Origin of the sequence: Bacteroides sp. AF20-13LB (genome assembly GCF_003603065.1) — a bacterium.
Lineage (GTDB): Bacteria > Bacteroidota > Bacteroidia > Bacteroidales > Bacteroidaceae > Bacteroides > Bacteroides uniformis.
The window spans coordinates 125,220-146,692 of record NZ_QTMH01000008.1; the positions used below are offsets into that span (position 1 = coordinate 125,220).

Below are 21,473 nucleotides of genomic sequence, written 5' to 3' on the forward strand. Positions count from 1 at the left end.
GGATTATGAGCTATAAGTGTGATAGCCTATAACCCATAATCCATAACTTGTAGCTCATCCTCCCTATTGTTTCTTACTGAACTTCTCCTGCAACTTCTGCATCAATTCGTAGAAATTAGGAATATAGACCGTGGCAAGCAAGGTATTCAGTGCCATACCGAACACTACGGCGGCTCCCAGTGCAATACGGCTTCCCGCCCCTGCTCCGGTTGCAAAAAGCAGCGGCATAACCCCGAATACGAATGCAAGCGATGTCATCAGAATAGGTCGCAGGCGGATATGTCCGGCCTGGAATGCCGCATCGCGGATTGAATTGCCTTGTGCACGAAAGTCACGTGCAAACTCCACAATCAGAATACCGTTTTTGGCAGACAAGGCGACAAGCAGAATGATTCCAATTTGTGTGTAGATGCTGACCGGAGTCCCCATGACATAGCATCCCAGCATGGCACCGAGCAGTGCAACCGGAAGTCCCATTACGGCAGCTACCGGACTGGTCCAGCTTTCGTATTGTGCGGCGAGTACAAGGAAGGCAACCAGCAGTGCCATGACGAATACGACAGTCGTCGTGGTTCCCGCCTGCGTCTCCTGATAGGCTACCGAAGTCCATTCATAGCCGAACTCGTCTCCGAGATGCTCTTTGATTAGACTTTCCATTTGCCGGATACCCTCTCCCGAACTACTGCCCGGAGCCACATTGCAGGTCACGGCTGCTGTGGAGTACATGTTATATCTGTTTATCTGGTCCATGCCTAACTGCTCTTCCACCCGGGTGAAGGAAGAGAAAGGTACCATTTCTCCCGATGCATTGGGAACGCTCAATTTCAGAACATCGTCGATGACACGCTGGGCACGGTCGCCCGCCCCCAATTTCACTTGGTAGATGTGTCCGAACTGTACATAGTCGTTGACGTAGGCCTCCCCCATATAGTAACCCAAGGCGGTGAATACACTGTTCAGCGGGATACCCATCAACTGTACCTTGTCGCGGTCTATATTCAAAAAATATTGCGGTACATTGGCTTGGTACTGGCTGCTGACCGATGCCAGTGCCGGATAATTGCGGTAATGCTCCATCAAGGTCTCTACAGCACGCTGCATCTCGGTGGCGCCGAGGTTGTGGCGGTCTTCCAATTGGAGTTGCAGGCCTCCGGTAGCTCCCAGTCCGGGGATGGCAGGCGGGACCATGGCAAATATCTCTGCTTCCTGGATGCCATATACTTCCATATTGAAGCGCTGTACTACGGCTTCAGCCGTATGTTCCTTTCCCTTGCGTTCATTCCAGTTTTTCAGTACGATGAAGTAAGTGGCCGCATTGCTTTGCTCTCCACCTCCCATCACGGAGAAGCCGGATATGCCGATGTAGTCCTTTATTTCGGGGTAAGAATCGAGAATCTTATTTATCTGCTTTCCTACGGCTTGGGTGCGCTCCAGGCTCGATGCAGGGGGAAGCTGTACCACTGCGAGGAAATAGCCGTCATCTTCTTCCGGAACAAATGTGGACGGCCATTTGACAAACAGCAGGACAGCAATCAATGTGAAAACCGCATATGAAACGATGGAAGCGACAGGGCGTTGGAGCAGGTACTCCACTATCCGGTCGTAGACTCCTTGTGTCTTGTCGTACAGATGGTTGAACCCCCGATATAGGGGATTTTTGGAAGGCCGGGTAGGTTGCAGCATCAAGGCACAGAGTGCCGGAGTAAGGGTCAATGAGTTGAATCCGCTAAGTACGGTGCTGGCTGCAATGGTCAAGGCAAACTGTTTATACAGTTGTCCTGATATGCCGCTGACGAGTGTTGTCGGGATAAATACGGCAAGCAGCACCAGCACTACCCCGACAATGGGGCCGGTAATCTCTCCCATCGCTTCGGTCACAGCCTGGCGGGAGGTGTAGCGCCCCGTGTCCAGCAGACGCGTGGAGTTCTCCACCACCACAATGGCATCATCTACCACGATGGCCACGGCAAGTATCAGTCCGAATAGTGTCAGCGTATTGATGGAGAAGCCGAACAAGGACATGACGGCCAGTGTGCCGATGAGTGATACCGGAATAGTGATGCAGGGAATGACGACCGCCCGCCAGTTCTGCAGGAACAGGAAGATGACGAGAACTACCAGCAGGGTTGTTTCAAGGAACGTCACCATCACTTCGTCTATGGAAGCATGAATGACATCCGTAGTGTCCAGGGTTACATTGTATTGTATGCCTGCAGGGAAATTTTGCGAGAGTTCCTGCATTTTTGCCTTTACTCCTTTGGAAACGTCCAGCGAGTTGCTGCCAGGTTGCTGATAGATAGCGATGGCAGCGGTGGGTTTCCCGTCCAGTTGGGATACTACGCTGTAAGAGGCCGAGCCCAGGTCGATATGCGCCACGTCGCGCAGACGGAGTATCTTCCCTCCGGTTTCGGTACGCAGGATAATGTTGCCGAACTCTTCGGGTGAGGTAAGGCGCCCTTTTACGGTCAGGCTGTATTGATAGGCATTTTTATTGTCTGTGCCGATGGGTTGCCCTACGTTACCTGCGCTGACCTCCACATTCTGTGATTGGATAGCTTGGTATACATCGGCCGGCGAAAGATAGCGGATGCGCATGGCGGCAGGGTCGAGCCAGATACGCATGGAGTAGTCCCCTGCTCCCATCACATTGACGGCGCCTACACCGGGCACGCGTGTTAACTGGTCTACGAGATTCAGCTTGGCATAGTTGCTGAGGTAAAGTCCGTCGTAGTCTTTGCTGTCCGACGTCATCGTGAGGAACATCACGATGTTCGATGACTGTTTCTGCACAGTGACGCCTTGCACCACAACGGGAGTAGGCAGTGACGACTGGGCCACGCTTACCCGGTTCTGGACCTGCACGGTAGCCATATCAATGTCTGTGCCTACGGCAAAAGTAATGGTAAGAGAGTAAGCGCCCGATGAGCTGGAGTTGGAGGACATGTAAAGCATTCCGTCCACTCCGTTGACTTGCTGCTCGATGGGGATGCCGACGGTTTGTGCCACCGTCTGCGCATTGGCTCCGGGATATACGGCACTGACCTGCACGGTGGGTGGTGTGATGTCCGGATATTGGGCAATGGGCAGGATGCCCAGTGTGACCAGTCCTGCTACGACGATGAGCAGCGCCAATACGGTAGCAAAGATAGGACGGTCTATGAAGAATTTTGAAAACATAGGCTTTGGTATTAATCAATTCATATTAGTTGTCAATGGGATGTACTTTCATTCCATCCCTTACCTTCATCAGTGCTTTGGTGACGTAGCGCTCCCGGGGAGTGATGCCTGCCCTTATCTGGCGCAGGCTGTCCCCTATCAGTTGTCCGGTTTCTATATGGCGGTAGCGCACTATATTCGAATCGTTGACTACGTATATGTATTTCCCCAACTGGTCGGTACCGATGGAGGCGTCCGGCAGCAGGATGGCCTGCTGTTGCTCTCCGTAGGGCAAGGTGATGCTGACGTAGAGGCCGCTTTTCAACAGTCCTTTAGGGTTGTCGAGACGGGCGCGGATGTTCAAAGTTCCGGTGTTCAAGTCTACGTTGGGCGAAAGATAGTCCAGCTGTGCGGGATAAGTGAGGAGTTCGTCTTTACCCAGGCTGACACTCACTTGCCGGGGGATACTGTCTCCCTGCTGCATCAGCATGGAGAGCCATTGGTTGTCTGCCACATTGAAGTAGGTGTACAAATGGTCGTCTTTGTAGATGGTTGCCAATGTGACGGGCTGCACGCTGCCGCCTACATAGCCTCCGGCATCCACCAGGTTACGGCTTACGGTGCCGTCGAAGGGAGCACGGACGGTGCAGTAGCTCAGATTGGTGCGTGCTGTGTTCAGGGCTGCTTCCGCATTGCTCACTGCAGCCTGCGAAGTTGCCACGTTGGATTGTGCTTGCAGCACTTGTATACGGCTTACAGCATCGCTTTTCATGGCTTCCTGCATACGTGTGTAGTTGTTTTGGGCGTATTCCAGGTTGGCGCGGGCAGTGTTGAGTTCTGCTTCTGCCTGCCGCACATTGTCTTGATAGACTGTCGGTTCGATGACAAAAAGTACTTGTCCCTGGCGTACCCGGCTGCCGGGAGCGTAAGCGATGGTCTGTAAGGTTCCGCTGACTCTGCCTACCAGGTCTACGGTCTTTTCAGAAGTCAGGTAGCCCGGATATTCTTTCGTCAGCGTAATGTTCTGCACTGTCGGACGGGCCACGCTTATCTCGGGAACGGGCATCGTTTGTGCCGTTTCTTTCCTTCCCCCGCATCCCGTTGCCAGCAATGGCAGGATGAGCAGGGTGATGTACATTTGATTTTTCATATACGGTTCGGTTTAGTTTATATTCTTATTTCTGATTCATTTCATATCCACCTCCCAATGCCTGGTATAAGGCTATCAGATGCAGCAAGGAGCTGCCTTGTGCCTGCACCAGCTGATTTTCGTATGTCAGGAGTGAGCGTAGTGCGTCCAGTACGTTCTGGAAGGGAGTAAGTCCTTGTTTGTACAAATCGAGGGAGAGTTTCAGAGTTTCTTCTCCCTGGTTGCATACTTCGCGCATGGCAACAATCTGTTGGATGGAGTTGCGATAGGAGTTCATGGCATTATCCGTTTCCTGCACGGCGGTAAGCACTGTCTGGTTGAACTGGTGAATGGATTCATCGAGCTGGGCACGTGCCAGACGGGTGGCATTCACCAGTTTGGTACCGCTGAATAAGGTCCAGCTGATGCTTGGAGCAATTTCAAACGTCATACTGTTCCGTTTAGTCAAGTCCTTCAAGTCATGGGAGGAATAGCCGATGGAACCTTTTAGGAACACTTGCGGCAGCCAGTCACTTTGAGATGCGCCGAGTGTTGCCGCCTGCGCGTTGACTTGGCGTTCGGCTTGCCGTATATCGGGGCGGCGGAGCAGCAGGTCGGCAGGAACACCGATGCCTATGGGTTCCATATAGTCGGGCAGTTTGCCGGGCTTCTCCAATATGGGGCGGATATGCTGGGGGTAAGTACCGAGTAAGATTGCGAGCGTCGTGATGTATTGGTTGATGCCTGCCTCCAGTTGTGGGATGGAGGCTTTGGTACTGTAATATACGGATTTGGCTTGTGAAACGTCCAGTTTGGACACCAGTCCGGTTTTGTAGCGTACTTCGGTAATGTTAAGTACGGCTGCCTGGGTATGGCAATTGTGGGTCACTACACTTAGCTCTTGCTGCAGTTCGCGGAGTCCGATGTAGGCAGAAGCTATCTGGGCACAGAGGGATACCATGACAGAGGTATATTCCTCCTTGCTTGCCATGAAGGTTTCCCGCTGTGCCTTTACCCGTTGGCGGATACTTCCGAATACGTCCAGCTCCCAACTGGCGTTGAGCGAGGCACTGTATGCACCGGTAATGGATTGCGGAAGTGCGTTGACATTGCCGCTGCTTTGCTGCCGTGCCCATCCTCCGTCCAATGAGATGGAAGGGAAAAAGCTGCCGCGTTCTATCCGCAGGTTGGATTTAGCCATATCCATACGGGCCATGGCAGAAAGTACGGAATAGTTTTGAGTGGAGGCTACCGTAATCAATGAATCCAGCATCGGGTCATCGAAGGCTTTCCACCACTTGTCGTCAATGGGTGGTATCTGTCTGCTGAACAGATTGTCATCTCCGGGAATGGCATGGGAGACATCCTTTCCCCAGCCTTGTGGGAGTGGTTTCTCAAGATAGCGGTTGGCTTTCTGTGCCATAGCCGCAGGACATAGGCATAATATGAGCAACGCGGTGCTCCAAGCTTTTATATTCATAAATAAAGGTTTAGGTGGTTATCTTTTTATGGGATTGATAACAACCTAAACCTTTATTTGTTTATGAGTATTTACTCGGTATACCCGAGTATCTTAGAAGGCATACCCGAAACCCACATTCAAGTAGATGGGATACATGGCAAAGGTAATTGTATTGAAATCTTTCTTGAAAATATCATTCAATCCCCATGTAAGGTCGGCAAATACACTCAGATGTTTGAAGGCACGCCAGTCTACACCAGCTTGCACGCCCCAGGCAAACTTGCGCAAATCATCCGAAAAGTCGTAAGTGGCAATGGCACCGTCGGAGAAGTTGACTTTCTTTCCGGTAGGATTACCTTCACGCAGATAACCTTCATATACATATCCGGAGAATTCCTCATCCATCAGGTAGGATACATATGCACCTGCTTTGGCTCGCAATCGTGAGTTGATTTTATATGCTCCAAGTACGGGGACAGTAATGTAGGCATTGCGTACTTTGGTTTTTACTCCTCCCGTCCAGTTACCTTTCAAGCGGTTACCGTCATTTCCTATGATTTCCATGCCATAGTTCTTTACTGTCGCTTTGGTAATCATATTTTTGGTTTCCAGTCTTACCCCGGTTATTACTCCCCATTTTTTAGTTTTTCCTAACCACTTGATGGCATTTCCTTCCAGCATAAGAGCTAAAGTAGGATTGTAGGCATCGATACTCCGTATTTCTACGGGCAATGGAAGCGGGGAAGTACCACCGATGCTGACACCGGCCCTTATCTCATATTCCCATCCGTGCAGGGCAGCGTTTATAAGCGTACGATTCTGATTCTCTTGAGCGTATAGGGCGGTTTGCATGTAAACTGCCAATGCGATAAATGCTACTATTTTCTTTATCATGTTGTATTCCAATTCTACAGGGTTCTTATTCGAAAATCAGTTCCACATCATCCACTAAAAGGGTACTTCCGGGCGCACCCTCGAAAGTTGCACCGTTCTTGCTGGATGCAAAAATGATACTTAGTTTATATTTTCCTTTTGCCAGTTTGGTTTCATCTATTTCTTTTCCATATCTCTGATAGTCAAAAGGAATGTCGAAAGCTTCCCAATCATCGGTTTCGTGGGGATTGGATATTAGAGCTAAAGCTACCATACTGGGATGTTCATAGTTCTGGTTTGGCAGATTTCCATCCAATATTACTTCCGTAACTTCTCCTGCTTCGTTGTAACTTTCGCCTTCATAAAAGATTGCATAGATGTTCATCACATCTTTACGGTCGGTGTATCCACCGTTTTCATAAAAACGTTCACCGGCTTTGTACTTGTACCAACCTTTTAGACGTGAGGGCTTATAACAGAAAGGAGTGCCGAAATGTGTGGCTTTCAATGGGCTGGTGAGAGCATTCGTCATATCAAACTCACCGATAAACAAATTTCCAGCAGCTATCGGCATACCTACCATTGCTCCCAGAGAGCCGGTAAGCCGAGTTTCTAATTTGGCACACTTTCCGTTTTTACCATTGTCATATTGTGACGTAGGGTAATTTTCAGTAGCTGATGAACTGGCTGCCCAGTTGAATCCTTCATTTCCACTGGCCCATGTCAGTTCCAATCCGTCTTGTTCTTCATAGAACTCCTGATATTTGTATTTGGGGTTAATTCCATTGATAAGTCGTATGTCTTCAAAATGGAATTCATTTGGGATGTCTGATACCGATTGTTCGCGTACACCGATGGAATATACTCGCTGCCAAGCCTTGTTCTCAGAAGTTACGGTATACTTTACCCTTTTTCCGTCAGAGAAATCGTGTTCACTACCACTTTCCGGACTAATGGTAGCGCCCGGCGTCAACTCAAACAGGGGGGATAGTTTGTTTAAAGGAGTGCCCTCTTTTACTTTTACTAATATGGGGTAGGCCTGCAGATTATCATTGTAAGACGGATTTAAATTGAAACGAGCGCTTGCCAGTACATCTTCTTCAAAAGAGATGCCTGTTATATCAGCTTCAGCATTGGGTGCTTCATCTTTTATGCACGATGCCATCAATATTCCGAAAAGTGAATAGAGTATGAATAATTTGTTTAGTCTCATGCTTTTTAATTTAATTCTATTAATTTTTCAAGCAACAAAACTACTTCTTTTTTCTCTAATAGCAGGTTTTTATGAGCTTATTTAACAAAAAAACGGCAATAGGTGCTTTACTATTGCCGTTTTATATATAGAAAATGTTCTATTTTTAATTATCTGAGCCGATATGTACGATTTTTCTTTTGGCTCTTACTGGCTTTTCCTTTACAACTTCCACTTTCTGTTCGGGAGTTATACCTGCTAATTCCGGGTCAATCATGATACGGCCACAATATTCGCAAACGATAATTTTCTTGCGTGAGCGGATGTCCAATTGTCTCTGGGGCGGAATCTTGTTGAAGCAACCACCGCAAGCATCACGCTGTACGTATACAATACCCAGTCCATTGCGTGAATTCTTACGGATACGTTTGAAGGACTGAAGCAGACGGGGTTCAATCTTTGTTTCCAGTTCTTTGGCTTTGTCTCTCAGCTTCTCTTCCTCTTGCTTGGTCTCGGAGATGATTTCGTCCAGTTCGCTCTTCTTTACGTCGAGGTCTTTTTGTCTTTCTTCCAGAGCAGCAGTGCTTTCTGCTACTTCTTGAGATTTTTCTTCCTCTTGTGCGGCAAATTCCTTGATACGCTTTTCGCAGAGTTCGATTTCCAATGTCTGGAATTCGATTTCCTTGCTTAAGAAGTCATATTCGCGGTTGTTGCGTACGTTGTCCTGCTGGTCTTTATATTTAGCTACAGAAGCCTTTGCGGTTTCAATTTCAACTTTCTTTCCTGCAATGGAGGATTTCAACTCGGCAACTTCTGCCTTGATTCTGTCTATACGGGTACTCAGACCGGCTATTTCGTCTTCCAAGTCCTGTACTTCCAGTGGAAGTTCACCTCTCAACGTCTTGATTTCATCGATTTTGGACAGCATTGTCTGCAATTGGAACAAAGCTTTCAACTTCTGTTCTACGGTTAATTCCTGAGGATCTTTTTTTGCTTCTTTAGCCATTTTACTTACATGTATTTTATGGGGTTTGTATTCACTTTGGTCATTTGGACCTCAAAATGAGGAAACAAATCCCGGATTATTGTATAAAATATTTCTTTCGTATATTGCTCACTTTCATAATGCCCTATTTCAGCCAATAATATATCGGTATCATGTCCGAAATAGTCATGGTATTTTATCTCGCCGGTGATAAAGACATCTGCACGGTTGCGGATGGCAAGCGGCATTAGGAAAGCGCCGGCGCCGCCACATAATGCAACAGTCTGTATTTCCCGCCCGAGGAGTTTGTTATGTCTGAGACACCCTACTTCGAAGGTTTTCTTTATCCGTTTCAGGAATTCAAGTTCTGTCTCCGGTACTTCCAATTCGCCAATGACACCGGCTCCGGCTTGTGGCCATGAGTTTTGCAAGGGATAAATATCATAGACCGGTTCTTCATATGGATGTGCCGCAAGCAGTGCCTTGACAGTTGCCGCTTTTTTGTAGGCGGGTATGATTGTCTCAATACGTACTTCACGTTCGGTATGCAGCTCCCCTATCGCTCCACAGTATGGGGTGGCACCTTCCCGGGCTCGGAATGTCCCCTCGCCTTCCATGTTATAACTGCACAAATCATAGTTGCCGATATTGCCGCATCCAGCGTCGAACAAGGCTTTCCTCACGTCTTCCGCTTGGGCGGTCGGTACAAATGTGGTCAGCTTTACCAGCGCATTTTCCTTGGCTTCCAGGATACGGACATTCTTCAAACCGATTTTCTCGGCAATCTTGAAGTTCACTCCTCCCGGTGCATTATCCAGGTTAGTGTGCGCAGCATAAACAACGATGTCATTCTTGATGGCTTTCAAGATACAACGTTCCACATAATCCCTGCCCGTGATGGATTTATACCCTTTGAAAATGAGAGGGTGATGTGATATAACCACATTATATCCCAATGCAATGGCTTCATCCAGTACAGCTTCAGTAACGTCAAGACACAACAAAGCCCCTGTTGCTTCCGCATCTGTCAATCCGATTTGCAGGCCGGCATTATCAAATCCGTCTTGCAATGGCAGAGGCGCGAACCGTTCAAGGGCGCTTACTAATTCCTTAATTTTCATTGTGAACAGAAAATTTGGTTGCAAATATAGTAAAAAGCAATGGATTGAGAATGTTTTTTATTCTTTTTATAAAATATCAGTAACAAATTTGAGTAATAGACGGTTTTCTTCCAACAAAAACTCTTATCGAAAAATGTTTTATCACGAAAAAGACTATCTTTGCGAGCGATTATTATAAAACTAAAAAACTATTCGGAATTTTATCGCTCTTGATTATAATTGGTGTGACCTCTTGTAACAGTGATACTCCACAAGACAATGTAGAAAACATTAAAATGAAGGTCTCTTCCGAGATTGGCACTTACCAGCCTTGGGGAAGTGATCATTTCATTGATTGTATGTTGGTAAAGGAGGAAGGTAAAAATGAATATGAAGCGTTGGACTTTTTAGGAATTGCCGGGTTTGATTATAGCAAGGGGTATGAATACACCTTATTGGTGAAAAAAACAACTTTGCTCAACCCTCCCGCCGATGCCAGTAATATTGCATACGAACTGGTCGAGGTGTTATCAAAAGTCGGAGTAGAATATGAATATACAATAGAGGTTGATGGACCCAATCCTTTTATTCTTTCTCCTGATGGAGGAAAATATGAGATTCCTTTTGCATGCAAAAGAAAAAAATATGTAGCAGGCGAGTTTACTGAAGAAGAATATGCTCCTTTAAAAGGATTGAGATATAATATGGGGACCAATTATGGAACCTATACAAGCATTATAAAAGATGGTGATACAGTTGGATTATATAAGTTTGTAATCGAGGGTATTGAGCCTTATAATATGGAAGGAACTCCCTGGTGGTATTATGGTATTTATCCTGCTGATGCAGATTTTTTCTCTGAAACAGAGCCGGAACCTATCTACAAACAATTGTTTGAACAACCGCAAACGGAAGGTGAAGAACATTTTATATATCCGATAATATATGCTTCATCGGGTACGTTTGATTAGTTGGACACATTAATCTCCTTTATTATGAAAACATTACTTGTTTTGTTTCTTTTCCTTTTATCGTTATTGTCTTGTCAGGATACGAACTGTTCCGGTAAAGATGTATCTGAGGATATGGAGGAGCCGGTAGATACTACTCCCAAGGCTACGGCTATCTTTTGGGTAGACAAGGATAAAGATTATCAGGCTAAGAAAAAAGACGGTCCTCTTTCTCTACGCACCGTCAAGGCAAGGGTAGAGATTGATTCGCTGGGAAAAGTTAATCTGCTGGCATATACCAAGCCGCAAAGTCAACGCATCAAAAGTTACCTGCAGTATAGGCTTGAAGAATTCCGTGTAAAGAAAGTGATGTTGGACAGCGGCTTTGTGAAACCGGGCGTACAATATGTGCAGCTACGCTATCTCCCCGGAAAACTGGATGCCCACCACCGTTGAAGTTATTTATGCTCCTTTTTTCCCTTCTTCTCTACCATCACCGGCAGTAGCTTGCCGTAGGCATCGAACGACTTGCGGGAAGCCAGAGAGATTGTAATCATCAGTGACAGCATGGAGGCGGTAAAGGTGATGACCATAATCATCATCTGATATTTGATGGCCACATTCGGGCTGCTGCCACCCAATATCTGGCCAATCATGGTTCCCGGAAAAGCAACCAGCCCCATCACGGATATATTGGCAATCAGCGGACTGAAGGATTTGATGATGGCTTGGCGGATGAAAGGTGCCTGTGCTTCCGCTTTTGTAGCACCATTGCCGAGAAGATACCGGTAAAGCTGTTGTTCCCGTTTCAGTCCACTATAATAGGTGTTGAGGGCTATGACGTTACTGGATAGCATGTTGCCCATCAGTATGCCGAAAATAGGGATGAAATACCGGGCGCTGAATACGTTTTCCACTCTCAGTACTATTCCGATAAAGTACAAGCCTACACATACTACACTGCATAAGAAACCTGCGGATATGGGCAGGAGCAGAATCTTCCTCTTCAATTGTGTTCGTGCCAATGCCGTCTGCGATGCTACAAATATCATGACAATTACCCATAGAAAGTTTATCCACGGGTTATCCCATAAAAAGAGGTAGTTCAAGTATATGCCGATGAAGAACAACTGGACAATCATGCGTGCCGTACCTATCACAGTAGCGCGCAACAGTCCGGTCTTGAACTTCCAGATGTAAAACAGCGGTATTAATAATAGCAATAATCCGATGCCCAGGCTGAGGTATGATATATCTATGGTTCCCAATAGTGTGTATGTTATTTCATGATTATATGTCGGTCACATCCGTTGGCGAATCTTTTGTCATGGGATACGGTCAGTATGGCACTTCCATTTTCTGTCTGCCTGCGGAAGAAAGAGAGTACTTTTTCCGCGGAACCGGAGTCGAGAGCGGAAGTCGGTTCATCGACAATGGTCAGTGGTTTGCCAATCATTGAGGCTACGGCTATCATCATCCGTTGGCGTTGGCCTCCGGATATTTCGTTCACCCGTTTGTAATATAACTCTTGTTCCAGACCCAAATCCTCGAAACATGCAAATAAACGGGTTTCAGAAAAGGGTGTACCCCGGTTTGCCTTTAAACCGAAGGGCAATTGTACCATGTCCTTTACCCATTCCAGCGGCAATGCCAGTTCTTGTGGAATCCATGCAGTCTGCTTACGGACAACGTCGACGTTTCCTTTATCCAGCAGAATGCCGTTCAAGACGATGCGTCCTTCTTTTAACGGAGTAAATCCAAGTATGGCATTCAGCAGTGACGACTTTCCGCATCCCGAAGGGCCGGAGATACTGGCTATCTCTCCCCTTTCCAATTGCAGGTTGAAACCCGAGAAAAGTATATCGTTGCCGTAGGCGATACTGGCATTTTCTATTTGCAGCATGGTGTTCCTTTAATCTTTCTGTATCGCAAAGATAGTGCAAAAAAATATTTGTGCTATCTTTGACGCACTAATTAATTCAGGAAAGAAAGACTATGATACAGAATGAACGGGATTGCCGCCACGAACATGTGCTTGACGTGGCAAGGCAAATGCTGACTGCTGCGCGCACGGCACCGAAAGGAAAAGGTATTGATGTGATTGAAGCTGCGCTGGTTACGGGTGAAGACATTAAGAAGCTGTCTGAAAAGATGGTCGCTATGGTTGAAGAGCACGGTATGAAGTTCTTTCTCCGTGATGCGGACAACATTTTGCAGGCTGAATGTGTAATTATAATAGGTACGCGCGAGCAGACGCAAGGTTTGAATTGCGGACACTGCGGTTTTCCCACTTGTGCCGGTCGTCCGGAGGGAGTACCTTGTGCTTTGAATACGGTGGATGTAGGGATAGCTGTAGGTTCGGCTTGTGCCATGGCTGCCGATTTGAGGGTGGATACCCGTGTCATGTTTTCTGCCGGACTTGCCGCTCAGCGTTTGGATTGGCTGAAAGGATGCAAGACTGTCTTTGCCATTCCGGTGAGTGCATCCTCCAAGAATCCATTCTTCGACCGGAAACCGAAGGAAGATAAGTGATAATTGACGAGTAGAGGTTTACAATCATAGAGTAGAGGTTTAGAAGTCTGAAGTAGAGGTTTGGCAATTCTAAACCTAAGGTTTATTCTCCCTCTCTCTGCTAACTTAAAAAGTAACGAATTAGAAAAGATAAATAATATGGGATATTTTGTAGGACTGCCGCTGGGTGGTGCCGCAGAGAAGGACTGTCAGGTGCGTTTTGGCAAGAATATGACTTTTCAGGTAGAGACACGTGCTCCCCACTTGCCTGCCGAATGGGCTTTGCAAAGCGGCATACAGCTTACATGGCCCCATGCGGGTACAGACTGGACCTATATGTTGGACGAAGTGCAGGAATGTTTTGTAGCCATTGCCCACGAAATAGCCGCCCGGGAGACATTGCTGATTGTAACCCCAGAACCGGATGAGGTGAAGAAACAGATTCTCGGCAGGGTGAATATGGAAAATGTCCGTTTCCTGAAGTGTGAGACGAATGATACTTGGGCACGCGACCATGGAGCCATCACCCTACTGGATGCTGACGGTGTATCTCTGCTCGACTTTAAGTTCAACGGGTGGGGATTGAAGTTTGCATCCGATAAGGATAATTTGATTACGCGTCGTGCGGTGGAGTCGGAAGTGATGAAAGGAAAGTATGTAAATCGCTTGGGGTTTGTCCTTGAAGGCGGTTCCATCGAAAGTGACGGCATGGGTACGTTGCTCACCACCTCCGAATGCCTGCTTTCGCCTAACCGGAACGGACAGATGAACCGGGTGGAAATTGAGGAATATCTTCGTTCCGTTTTTCACCTGCAACGTGTTCTTTGGCTGGACCACGGTTATTTGGCAGGTGACGATACGGACAGTCATATAGACACGCTGGCCCGTTTCTGCCCTGCCGACACGATAGCCTATGTACAATGCAAGGATGCGGATGATGAGCATTACGAAGAACTGCATCGCATGGAGGAGCAACTGAAGACTTTCCGTACGTTGAAGGGGGAACCTTACCGTTTGCTGGCTTTGCCCATGGCCGATAAGATAGAAGAGGAAGGGGAACGGCTTCCTGCCACTTACGCTAATTTCTTGATTCTGAATGATGCAGTGCTTTACCCCACCTATCGCCAGCCGGAGAATGATGCCCGCGCGGGGGAAGTGTTGCGGGAGGCTTTTCCCGGTTATGAAATTATCGGGATAGATTGCCGTGCTTTGATTAAGCAACACGGCTCTTTGCATTGTGTTACCATGCAATATCCCGTAGGGGTGTTGAAGTAATGTCGATTATACATAGTAAAACAATAAACCATAGAATAAGATGACAAGAAAAATAAAAGTAGGTATTATCCAGCAGGCCAATACCAAGGACCTCAGGACTAATTTAATGAATTTGGCCAAAAGTATAGAGGCATGTGCGGCGCATGGGGCTCAATTGGTTGTTTTGCAGGAGCTGCATAACTCTCTGTATTTCTGTCAGACGGAAAACACGCAGTTGTTCGACTTGGCAGAACCGATTCCCGGTCCTTCTACGGGATTCTATTCAGAGTTGGCTGCTGCCAACGATATTGTGCTGGTCACTTCTCTGTTCGAGAAACGCGCTCCCGGATTGTATCATAACACAGCGGTTGTTTTTGAACGTGACGGCAGCATTGCCGGGAAATACCGGAAGATGCATATTCCTGATGACCCCGCCTATTATGAGAAATTCTATTTTACTCCCGGTGATATAGGCTTCGAACCTATTCAGACATCTTTGGGCAAATTGGGAGTTTTGGTGTGCTGGGACCAATGGTATCCGGAAGCAGCACGTCTGATGGCGCTGAAGGGAGCTGAAATACTAATATATCCTACGGCTATCGGTTGGGAAAGCAGTGATACGGATGATGAAAAGGCGCGTCAGCTCAATGCTTGGATTATCTCCCAGCGTGGACATGCTGTGGCCAACGGCTTGCCGGTTGTTTCAGTGAACCGTGTGGGACATGAGCCGGATCCTTCCATGCAGACCAATGGTATCTTGTTTTGGGGAAATAGTTTTGTGGCCGGACCGCAAGGCGAGTTCCTGGCCCAAGCAGGAAACGAACGGCCGGAAAATATCGTTGTAGAGGTGGACTTGGAACGCTCGGAAAATGTACGCCGTTGGTGGCCTTTCCTGCGCGACCGCAGAATTGATGCCTATGCCGGATTGACAAAACGATTTCTTGACTGATAACGACGGGGATCTCTGGGGGAGAACTAACGGAATGTCACCCGTTTGTTCATCAGGAAATTGACACTTCCGTAGATGAATAATCCCAGGAACTGGGCAAGGTATTCATTGCAGTCCAGTCCCTCCACCAGCCCTATGAGGAAAAGGAATTGCGCTCCGTAAGCCATTCCGAAAGCTATGGAAAAGAGCAGCACTTGTCGCCAAGTGTTGCTCTTTTTTTCTGTAGGGAATATCCAGTACTTGCACCAGATGAAGTTGTGTATCTGTGCAAGTATATATGCGGTTACATTGGAGAGCATATAGTTGATGTCCAGTTCGTCCATCATTACCCAAACGGTAACAGCCATAATCAAGGCATTCAGCGTGCCGATTACCGCAAAACGAAAAATGCGTGCAGACTCTTTCACTCTCCTACTCTGTACCTGCTTTTACTCTTTCACTTCAACAATCAGATTCAGTTCGTCCAGCTGCTTCTGGTCAATAACTGAAGGTGCATCCAGCATTACATCGCGTCCACTGTTGTTTTTGGGGAATGCAATGCAGTCGCGGATACTGTCGAGACCTGCGAAGATGCTGACCCAACGGTCCAGACCGTATGCCAGACCACCGTGAGGAGGTGCACCGTATTTGAAGGCATTCATCAGGAAGCCGAACTGCTCCTGAGCCTTCTCCGGAGTGAATCCGAGAATCTCGAACATTTTGGCCTGCAACTGTGCATCGTGGATACGGATGGAACCTCCACCCACTTCAATACCGTTGCACACCATATCGTATGCATCTGCACGGACAGCTGCCGGGTCTGTATCCAGCAAAGGAATATCTTCGTCTTTCGGATGAGTGAACGGGTGGTGCATAGCCATCAGGCGGCCTTCTTCATCGCTCCACTCAAACATCGGGAAGTCAACCACCCAAAGGCAGACGAACTTGTTCTTGTCGCGTAATCCCAGTTGGTTACCCATTTCAAGGCGCAACTCGTTCAGTTGCTTGCGGGTCTTCATGGCATCGTCACCGCTCAGAATCAGAATCAGGTCACCCGGCTTGGCGTTGAAAGCAGCCTTCATCTCCTGCAATACTTCCTGCGCATAGAACTTGTCGACACTTGATTTTACGTTGCCGTCTGCCTCTACGCGCGCGTATACCATACCTTTGGCACCGATTTGCGGTCTTTTCACGAATTCGGTCAGTACATCCAGCTGTTTGCGGGTATAGTGTGCGGCGCCTTCTGCGCAGATACCGCCGATGTAGGCGGCATTGTCGAATACCGGGAATCCGTGTCCCTTCATGATGTCCATCAGTTCCACGAACTTCATGCCGAAACGGAGGTCGGGCTTGTCGCTGCCGTAATATTTCATGGCGTCTGCCCATGGCATGCGCATGAACGGCTCGTTCATCTCTACGCCACGGATTTCCTTGAACAGATATTTGGCCATGCCTTCGAAGAGGTTGATGACGTCATCCTGCTCCACAAAAGACATTTCGCAGTCAATCTGTGTGAATTCCGGCTGGCGGTCGGCACGCAGGTCTTCGTCACGGAAGCATTTGGCTATCTGGAAGTAACGGTCGAAACCGGAAACCATCAACAACTGTTTCAGTGTCTGCGGGCTTTGAGGTAAGGCATAGAATTGTCCCGGGTTCATGCGTGAAGGAACGACGAAATCGCGTGCACCTTCGGGTGTGGAGCCTACCAGAATCGGAGTTTCCACTTCGATGAATCCCTGGCTGTCCAGGTATTTGCGTACTTCAATTGTCATTTTATGGCGAAGCTCCAGATTGCTGCGTACATTGGCACGGCGCAGGTCTAGATAACGGTACTTCATGCGGATATCGTCGCCACCGTCCGTATTTTCCTCGATGGTGAAGGGAGGGGTCAGCGATGAGTTCAGAACATCCAGTTCCGATACGATGATTTCAATGTCTCCCGTCGGGATATGCTGGTTTTTACTGAAACGTTCGTTTACGGTACCTTTAACCTGGATTACGAATTCACGGCCCAAGCGGTTGGCACGCTCGCAAAGTTCGGCATTCACCTCTTCGTTGAACACTAATTGGGTAATTCCGTAACGGTCGCGGAGGTCAATGAAAGTCATGCCTCCCATCTTACGGCTGCGCTGTACCCAACCTGCCAGCGTCACTTGCTTGTTAACATCGGAGATACGGAGTTCTCCGCAGGTGTGTGATCTATACATCTTTTTATTTACTGTTTGACGATTTACTTATTTACTATTTTGAACATGCAAAAATACATAAAACATATTATATGGCGCATCAAAAGGGGAAAGTTATTTTCAGAAACTCCTTTAGTACCTTTTTTACAACATTACATTTTTGTCAGTTTCTTGAATTGCCTTTTGCCTTTATCCAGTATCATCTTGTTTTTATGGGCGATGTCTTCCACAAAAGCATCATTAATTTGTTTCAGTCCGTTGATATAGTCTTGTGCCCGCTGCAAGACATTCGAAGTGTCTTTTTCCGCATCCCGGGGAACAATGACCTGCAGTCCTTTCTTCATAATCTTTACATCTACATTCTCTCCCATCATCATCGGGTCGCCGTCAAAGTGGACTACCCCCGGTTTAGAACGGTGAATACGGAGTGTCTGGCAACGGAACGTCTTAATCCGGCTGTTCTGGTCAATGGTCTTGTTGAAGAGCTGGAAAGAGAGCGACGGTACATCGAGCACAGTGAACGGCTCGAGTATGGTGACGTCCAGCAGTCCGTCGTTCAAGGTGGCTTGTGGGGCAATATACGCATTGTTTCCATATTGCGATGCGTTTCCGCAGGCTATCAGGAACGCCTTGTATCGCAGGGTGCTGCCGTCCATTTCCAGTTCATAGGTTTCCGGACGGTACTTCAGGCTTTCGAGCAGAGTCTTTTCCAGATAAGTGAGTGGTCCTCTCCTTCCCGCCTTGGAGAATTGCAGGCTTACAAATGCGTCGAATCCCACGCCGCAGGTGCAGAAGAAAGGCACATCGTTGATTTTTCCGTAGTCAATGATGTCTATCAGTCCGTCATTGATGATGTCGATGGCCTTTTTCGGCTCCATCGGAATCTGCAGATGGCGGGCAAGTCCGTTGCCGGAACCGCAGGGAATGATGCCCAAAGCGGTTTTTGTATGTACCAGTGAGCGGGCTATCTCATTGATGGTGCCGTCTCCTCCTATGGCGATGACGGCATGTGCATCTTCTTGTGCCTTCTGTGCCGCTATCTCTACGGCATGGCCTGCCCGTTCGGTATAAATCACTTCTTGTGCATACCTTTCCTTATCCAGTTTTTCATCGAGCCACTTCAGTATCTGCTCCTTACTCTGAGTGCCGGATATGGGGTTTATGATGAATGCTATTTTCTTCTTGTTTTCGTTCATGCAAGGGTTGTTGCTATGCAGGTTTTCCAACTGGCAAAAGTAATATAAATATCTGAAAAATTAACCACATAATTCTTTTTAAAATAAGTATAAGTAGTTTTTTTAATGTAAATAGAACATATACCGACATATTTTGCTATCTTTGCCCCCTGTTTTTTAAGACTTGTATTTAATAGAATTAAATATTCATTATATAAAAGATATTTCATGGGTTTACTACAAGACAAATTTGCGAAATACGACCTGCCGCAGCAGTTTATGGCAAAAGGCGTATATCCTTATTTCCGCACAATTAACAGCCATCAGGATACAGAGGTAATGATGGATGGTAAAAAGGTTCTGATGTTCGGCTCTAATGCATATATGGGACTGACATATGACAAGCGTATCATTGATGCCTCGATAGCTGCCACAGAAAAATATGGCACCGGTTGTGCAGGTTCCCGCTTTCTGAACGGAACACTCGATATACATGTTGAACTGGAGAAGGAATTGGCTGAATTCGTAGGAAAAGATGAAGCACTCTGTTTTTCTACCGGATTTACTGTAAACGAAGGTATTATTCCTGCCGTTGTAGGCCGTGGGGATTATATTATTTGTGATGACCGTGACCACGCTTCCATTGTAGATGGCCGCCGTCTTGCATTTGCCACTCAGTTGAAGTACAAGCATAACGATATGGAGGCTTTGGAAAAAGAACTCCAGAAATGCGAACCGGATGCTGTAAAGCTGATTGTTGTGGATGGAGTATTTTCCATGGAAGGTGACTTGGCCAATCTGCCCGAAATTGTCCGCCTGAAGAAGAAATACAATGCCAGCATTTACGTGGACGAAGCTCACGGCTTGGGTGTATTCGGAAAACAAGGCCGTGGTGTGTGCGACCATTTCGGTGTTACCGAAGATGTAGACCTGATTATGGGTACATTCAGCAAGTCATTGGCTTCCATCGGTGGTTTTGTTGCTGGAGACAAGGCGGTAATCAATTGGCTGCGCCACAATGCCCGTTCCTATATATTCCAGGCAAGTAGCACACCTGCTGCTACGGCTGCAGCCCGCGAGGCGCTTCACATCATCAAGTCCGAACCTGAACGCATCCAACGTCTGTGGGACATCACTAACTATGCCTTGAAGAAGTTCCGCGATGCAGGCTTCGAAATCGGTGAGACAGAATCTCCTATCATTCCTCTCTATGTGCGTGATACAGAGAAGACATTTATAGTAACGAAGCTGGCTTTTGACGAAGGTATCTTCATCAACCCCGTTATTCCACCTGCATGTGCTCCACAAGATACACTGGTGCGTGTAGCGTTGATGGCTACCCATACGGTCGAACAAGTGGATTATGCTGTAGAAAAATTGACTAAATGTTTCAAGGAATTGGGTATCATCAAGTAAACTTGATTTAAACAGATATTCGGAAAACCGTTTAATAATGATTAGGCGGTTTTTTTTATAGACAAAGCGAAGTAGGATTAAAATTAAATCGTAAAGTACATGAAAAAGAACTTCTTCATCATTACTGCTGTAGTATGCGGAATGAGTTGTACCACCACTGCCTATGCGCAGTTCAAAATCGGTGGAAAGAAAATCAATGTGACCAAAGTTGTCCAAGCCGGTACAGATGCCGTCAAGGCCATTTCATTGTCCGATGCTGACATTGCAGCGATGAGCAAGGAATATATGGAATGGATGGATACGCACAATCCGCTGACAAAGTCCGATACGGATTACGGCAAGCGTCTGGAGAAGCTGACCGGAAACATCAAGGAAGTGGACGGCTTGAAGGTGAACTTCGGTGTTTATGAAGTAATAGATGTGAATGCCTTTGCGTGCGGTGATGGTAGTGTACGCATCTGTGCCGGACTGATGGACATCATGACGGATGATGAAGTGATGGCAGTTGTCGGCCACGAGATAGGTCACGTCATCCATACGGATTCCAAAGATGCGATGAAGAATGCTTACCTTCGTTCGGCTGTGAAGAATGCTGCCGGTGCGGCAAGTTCTACGGTATCCAAATTGAGTGATTCTGAACTGGGTGCCATGGCCGAGGCATTGGCAGGTGCTCAATACTCCCAGAAGCAGGAGACGGAAGCGGATGATTACGGCTTTGAATTCTGCATCAAGAATAATCTCGATCCGTATGCCATGTACAATGCTTTGAACAAATTGCTTGAACTTTCAGCGGAAGCACCGAAGGAATCCAAGTTCCAGAAGATGTTCTCTTCTCATCCGGATACAGCCAAGCGCGTGGCACGTGCCAAGGAGAAAGCGGATGAATATATGAAGGATAAGAAATAACTATCCGTTGCTTACTATGATGAAGTGGGATCAGAGGTTTCTCTGAATCCCACTTTTTTTGTGCCGAGACTATGATATGGGCTTCTGAGGGAGCTAATGGGATAGTTCGTTAGTTCACAGTGCTGAACACTTTGTTTTATGATCAAAAACAAAGTGTTTTTCTATTTGAAACAAACTGTTCTTTTAAGGGAAACGAAGTGTTCTCTTTAATGAAACACACTGTTCGGTTAAGGGAAACACTTTGTTCTGT

General features: G+C 47.1%; 19 protein-coding genes. 7 read left to right on the top strand and 12 right to left on the bottom strand.

All coding sequences use genetic code 11. The features are described 5' to 3' along the window. Nucleotides 1–63: 63 nt before the first annotated feature. From DWX62_RS10930 to DWX62_RS10960, 7 genes are all read right to left on the bottom strand, one after another. Nucleotides 64–3,177, bottom strand: coding sequence for a multidrug efflux RND transporter permease subunit (locus tag DWX62_RS10930; RefSeq protein WP_005827794.1), 3,114 nt, complete (start codon nt 3,175–3,177; stop codon nt 64–66). Between the two features lie 25 nt (nt 3,178–3,202). Continuing rightward, nucleotides 3,203–4,306 (bottom strand): efflux RND transporter periplasmic adaptor subunit, encoded by a 1,104-nt coding sequence (locus DWX62_RS10935; RefSeq protein WP_005827796.1) that lies wholly within the window; start codon nt 4,304–4,306, stop codon nt 3,203–3,205. Between the two features lie 25 nt (nt 4,307–4,331). Beyond that, nucleotides 4,332–5,765, bottom strand: a complete 1,434-nt coding sequence (locus tag DWX62_RS10940) for an efflux transporter outer membrane subunit (protein WP_117887844.1) — start codon at nt 5,763–5,765, stop codon at nt 4,332–4,334. A gap of 93 nt (nt 5,766–5,858) precedes the next feature. Further along, the gene (locus DWX62_RS10945) at nt 5,859–6,641 is read right to left on the bottom strand and encodes a porin family protein (protein ID WP_005827800.1); all 783 of its coding nucleotides are present in this window, start codon (nt 6,639–6,641) and stop codon (nt 5,859–5,861) included. Between the two features lie 25 nt (nt 6,642–6,666). Then, nucleotides 6,667–7,833, bottom strand: coding sequence for a PCMD domain-containing protein (locus DWX62_RS10950; RefSeq protein WP_005827802.1), 1,167 nt, complete (start codon nt 7,831–7,833; stop codon nt 6,667–6,669). 145 nt (nt 7,834–7,978) lie between these two features. Then, nucleotides 7,979–8,818, bottom strand: coding sequence for a C4-type zinc ribbon domain-containing protein (locus DWX62_RS10955; protein ID WP_005827804.1), 840 nt, complete (start codon nt 8,816–8,818; stop codon nt 7,979–7,981). Nucleotides 8,819–8,823: 5 nt separating this feature from the next. Beyond that, nucleotides 8,824–9,918: a Nif3-like dinuclear metal center hexameric protein gene (locus DWX62_RS10960; protein ID WP_005827806.1), complete on the bottom strand. Its 1,095-nt coding sequence runs from the start codon at nt 9,916–9,918 to the stop codon at nt 8,824–8,826. Between the two features lie 209 nt (nt 9,919–10,127). Here DWX62_RS10960 and DWX62_RS10965 point away from each other — a divergent pair, with 209 nt between their 5' ends. Both DWX62_RS10965 and DWX62_RS10970 read left to right on the top strand, forming a co-directional pair. Further along, a complete protein-coding gene (locus tag DWX62_RS10965; protein WP_243636262.1) occupies nt 10,128–10,868 on the top strand; it encodes a DUF4377 domain-containing protein in 741 nt (246 codons plus the stop codon). Nucleotides 10,869–10,892: 24 nt separating this feature from the next. Next, nucleotides 10,893–11,303: a DUF4891 domain-containing protein gene (locus DWX62_RS10970; RefSeq protein ID WP_005827811.1), complete on the top strand. Its 411-nt coding sequence runs from the start codon at nt 10,893–10,895 to the stop codon at nt 11,301–11,303. 2 nt (nt 11,304–11,305) lie between these two features. Here DWX62_RS10970 and DWX62_RS10975 read toward each other — a convergent pair whose 3' ends face one another. Continuing rightward, nucleotides 11,306–12,115, bottom strand: a complete 810-nt coding sequence (locus DWX62_RS10975) for an ABC transporter permease (protein ID WP_005827813.1) — start codon at nt 12,113–12,115, stop codon at nt 11,306–11,308. Nucleotides 12,116–12,126: 11 nt separating this feature from the next. Then, the gene (locus tag DWX62_RS10980) at nt 12,127–12,750 is read right to left on the bottom strand and encodes an ATP-binding cassette domain-containing protein (RefSeq protein WP_005827815.1); all 624 of its coding nucleotides are present in this window, start codon (nt 12,748–12,750) and stop codon (nt 12,127–12,129) included. A gap of 92 nt (nt 12,751–12,842) precedes the next feature. On the opposite strand from DWX62_RS10980, the gene DWX62_RS10985 reads away from it, so the two are divergent. The 3 genes from DWX62_RS10985 (at nt 12,843) to DWX62_RS10995 (ending at nt 15,561) form a co-directional block, all read left to right on the top strand. Further along, nucleotides 12,843–13,379: a DUF2148 domain-containing protein gene (locus DWX62_RS10985; protein WP_005827817.1), complete on the top strand. Its 537-nt coding sequence runs from the start codon at nt 12,843–12,845 to the stop codon at nt 13,377–13,379. A 138-nt stretch (nt 13,380–13,517) separates the two neighbouring features. Then, a complete protein-coding gene (locus tag DWX62_RS10990; RefSeq protein ID WP_005837171.1) occupies nt 13,518–14,633 on the top strand; it encodes an agmatine deiminase family protein in 1,116 nt (371 codons plus the stop codon). Between the two features lie 40 nt (nt 14,634–14,673). Next, nucleotides 14,674–15,561 (top strand): carbon-nitrogen hydrolase, encoded by an 888-nt coding sequence (locus DWX62_RS10995; protein WP_005827821.1) that lies wholly within the window; start codon nt 14,674–14,676, stop codon nt 15,559–15,561. A 26-nt stretch (nt 15,562–15,587) separates the two neighbouring features. Here the strand turns inward: DWX62_RS10995 and DWX62_RS11000 are convergent, their stop codons facing one another. The 3 genes from DWX62_RS11000 to DWX62_RS11010 all read right to left on the bottom strand — a co-directional run bounded on the left by DWX62_RS11000 (nt 15,588) and on the right by DWX62_RS11010 (nt 18,922). Further along, on the bottom strand, nt 15,588–15,968 hold the full coding sequence (locus tag DWX62_RS11000; RefSeq protein ID WP_005827823.1) for a GtrA family protein: 381 nt from the start codon (nt 15,966–15,968) through the stop codon (nt 15,588–15,590). A gap of 21 nt (nt 15,969–15,989) precedes the next feature. Beyond that, the gene (gene aspS, locus DWX62_RS11005) at nt 15,990–17,747 is read right to left on the bottom strand and encodes an aspartate--tRNA ligase (protein ID WP_005827825.1); all 1,758 of its coding nucleotides are present in this window, start codon (nt 17,745–17,747) and stop codon (nt 15,990–15,992) included. A 131-nt stretch (nt 17,748–17,878) separates the two neighbouring features. Continuing rightward, nucleotides 17,879–18,922, bottom strand: a complete 1,044-nt coding sequence (locus DWX62_RS11010; RefSeq protein ID WP_005827827.1) for a diacylglycerol kinase family protein — start codon at nt 18,920–18,922, stop codon at nt 17,879–17,881. Nucleotides 18,923–19,129: 207 nt separating this feature from the next. Here DWX62_RS11010 and DWX62_RS11020 point away from each other — a divergent pair, with 207 nt between their 5' ends. Continuing rightward, nucleotides 19,130–20,317, top strand: a complete 1,188-nt coding sequence (locus DWX62_RS11020; protein WP_005837169.1) for a pyridoxal phosphate-dependent aminotransferase family protein — start codon at nt 19,130–19,132, stop codon at nt 20,315–20,317. A 99-nt stretch (nt 20,318–20,416) separates the two neighbouring features. Next, nucleotides 20,417–21,223: a M48 family metallopeptidase gene (locus tag DWX62_RS11025; protein WP_117749614.1), complete on the top strand. Its 807-nt coding sequence runs from the start codon at nt 20,417–20,419 to the stop codon at nt 21,221–21,223. Nucleotides 21,224–21,473: the final 250 nt, after the last annotated feature.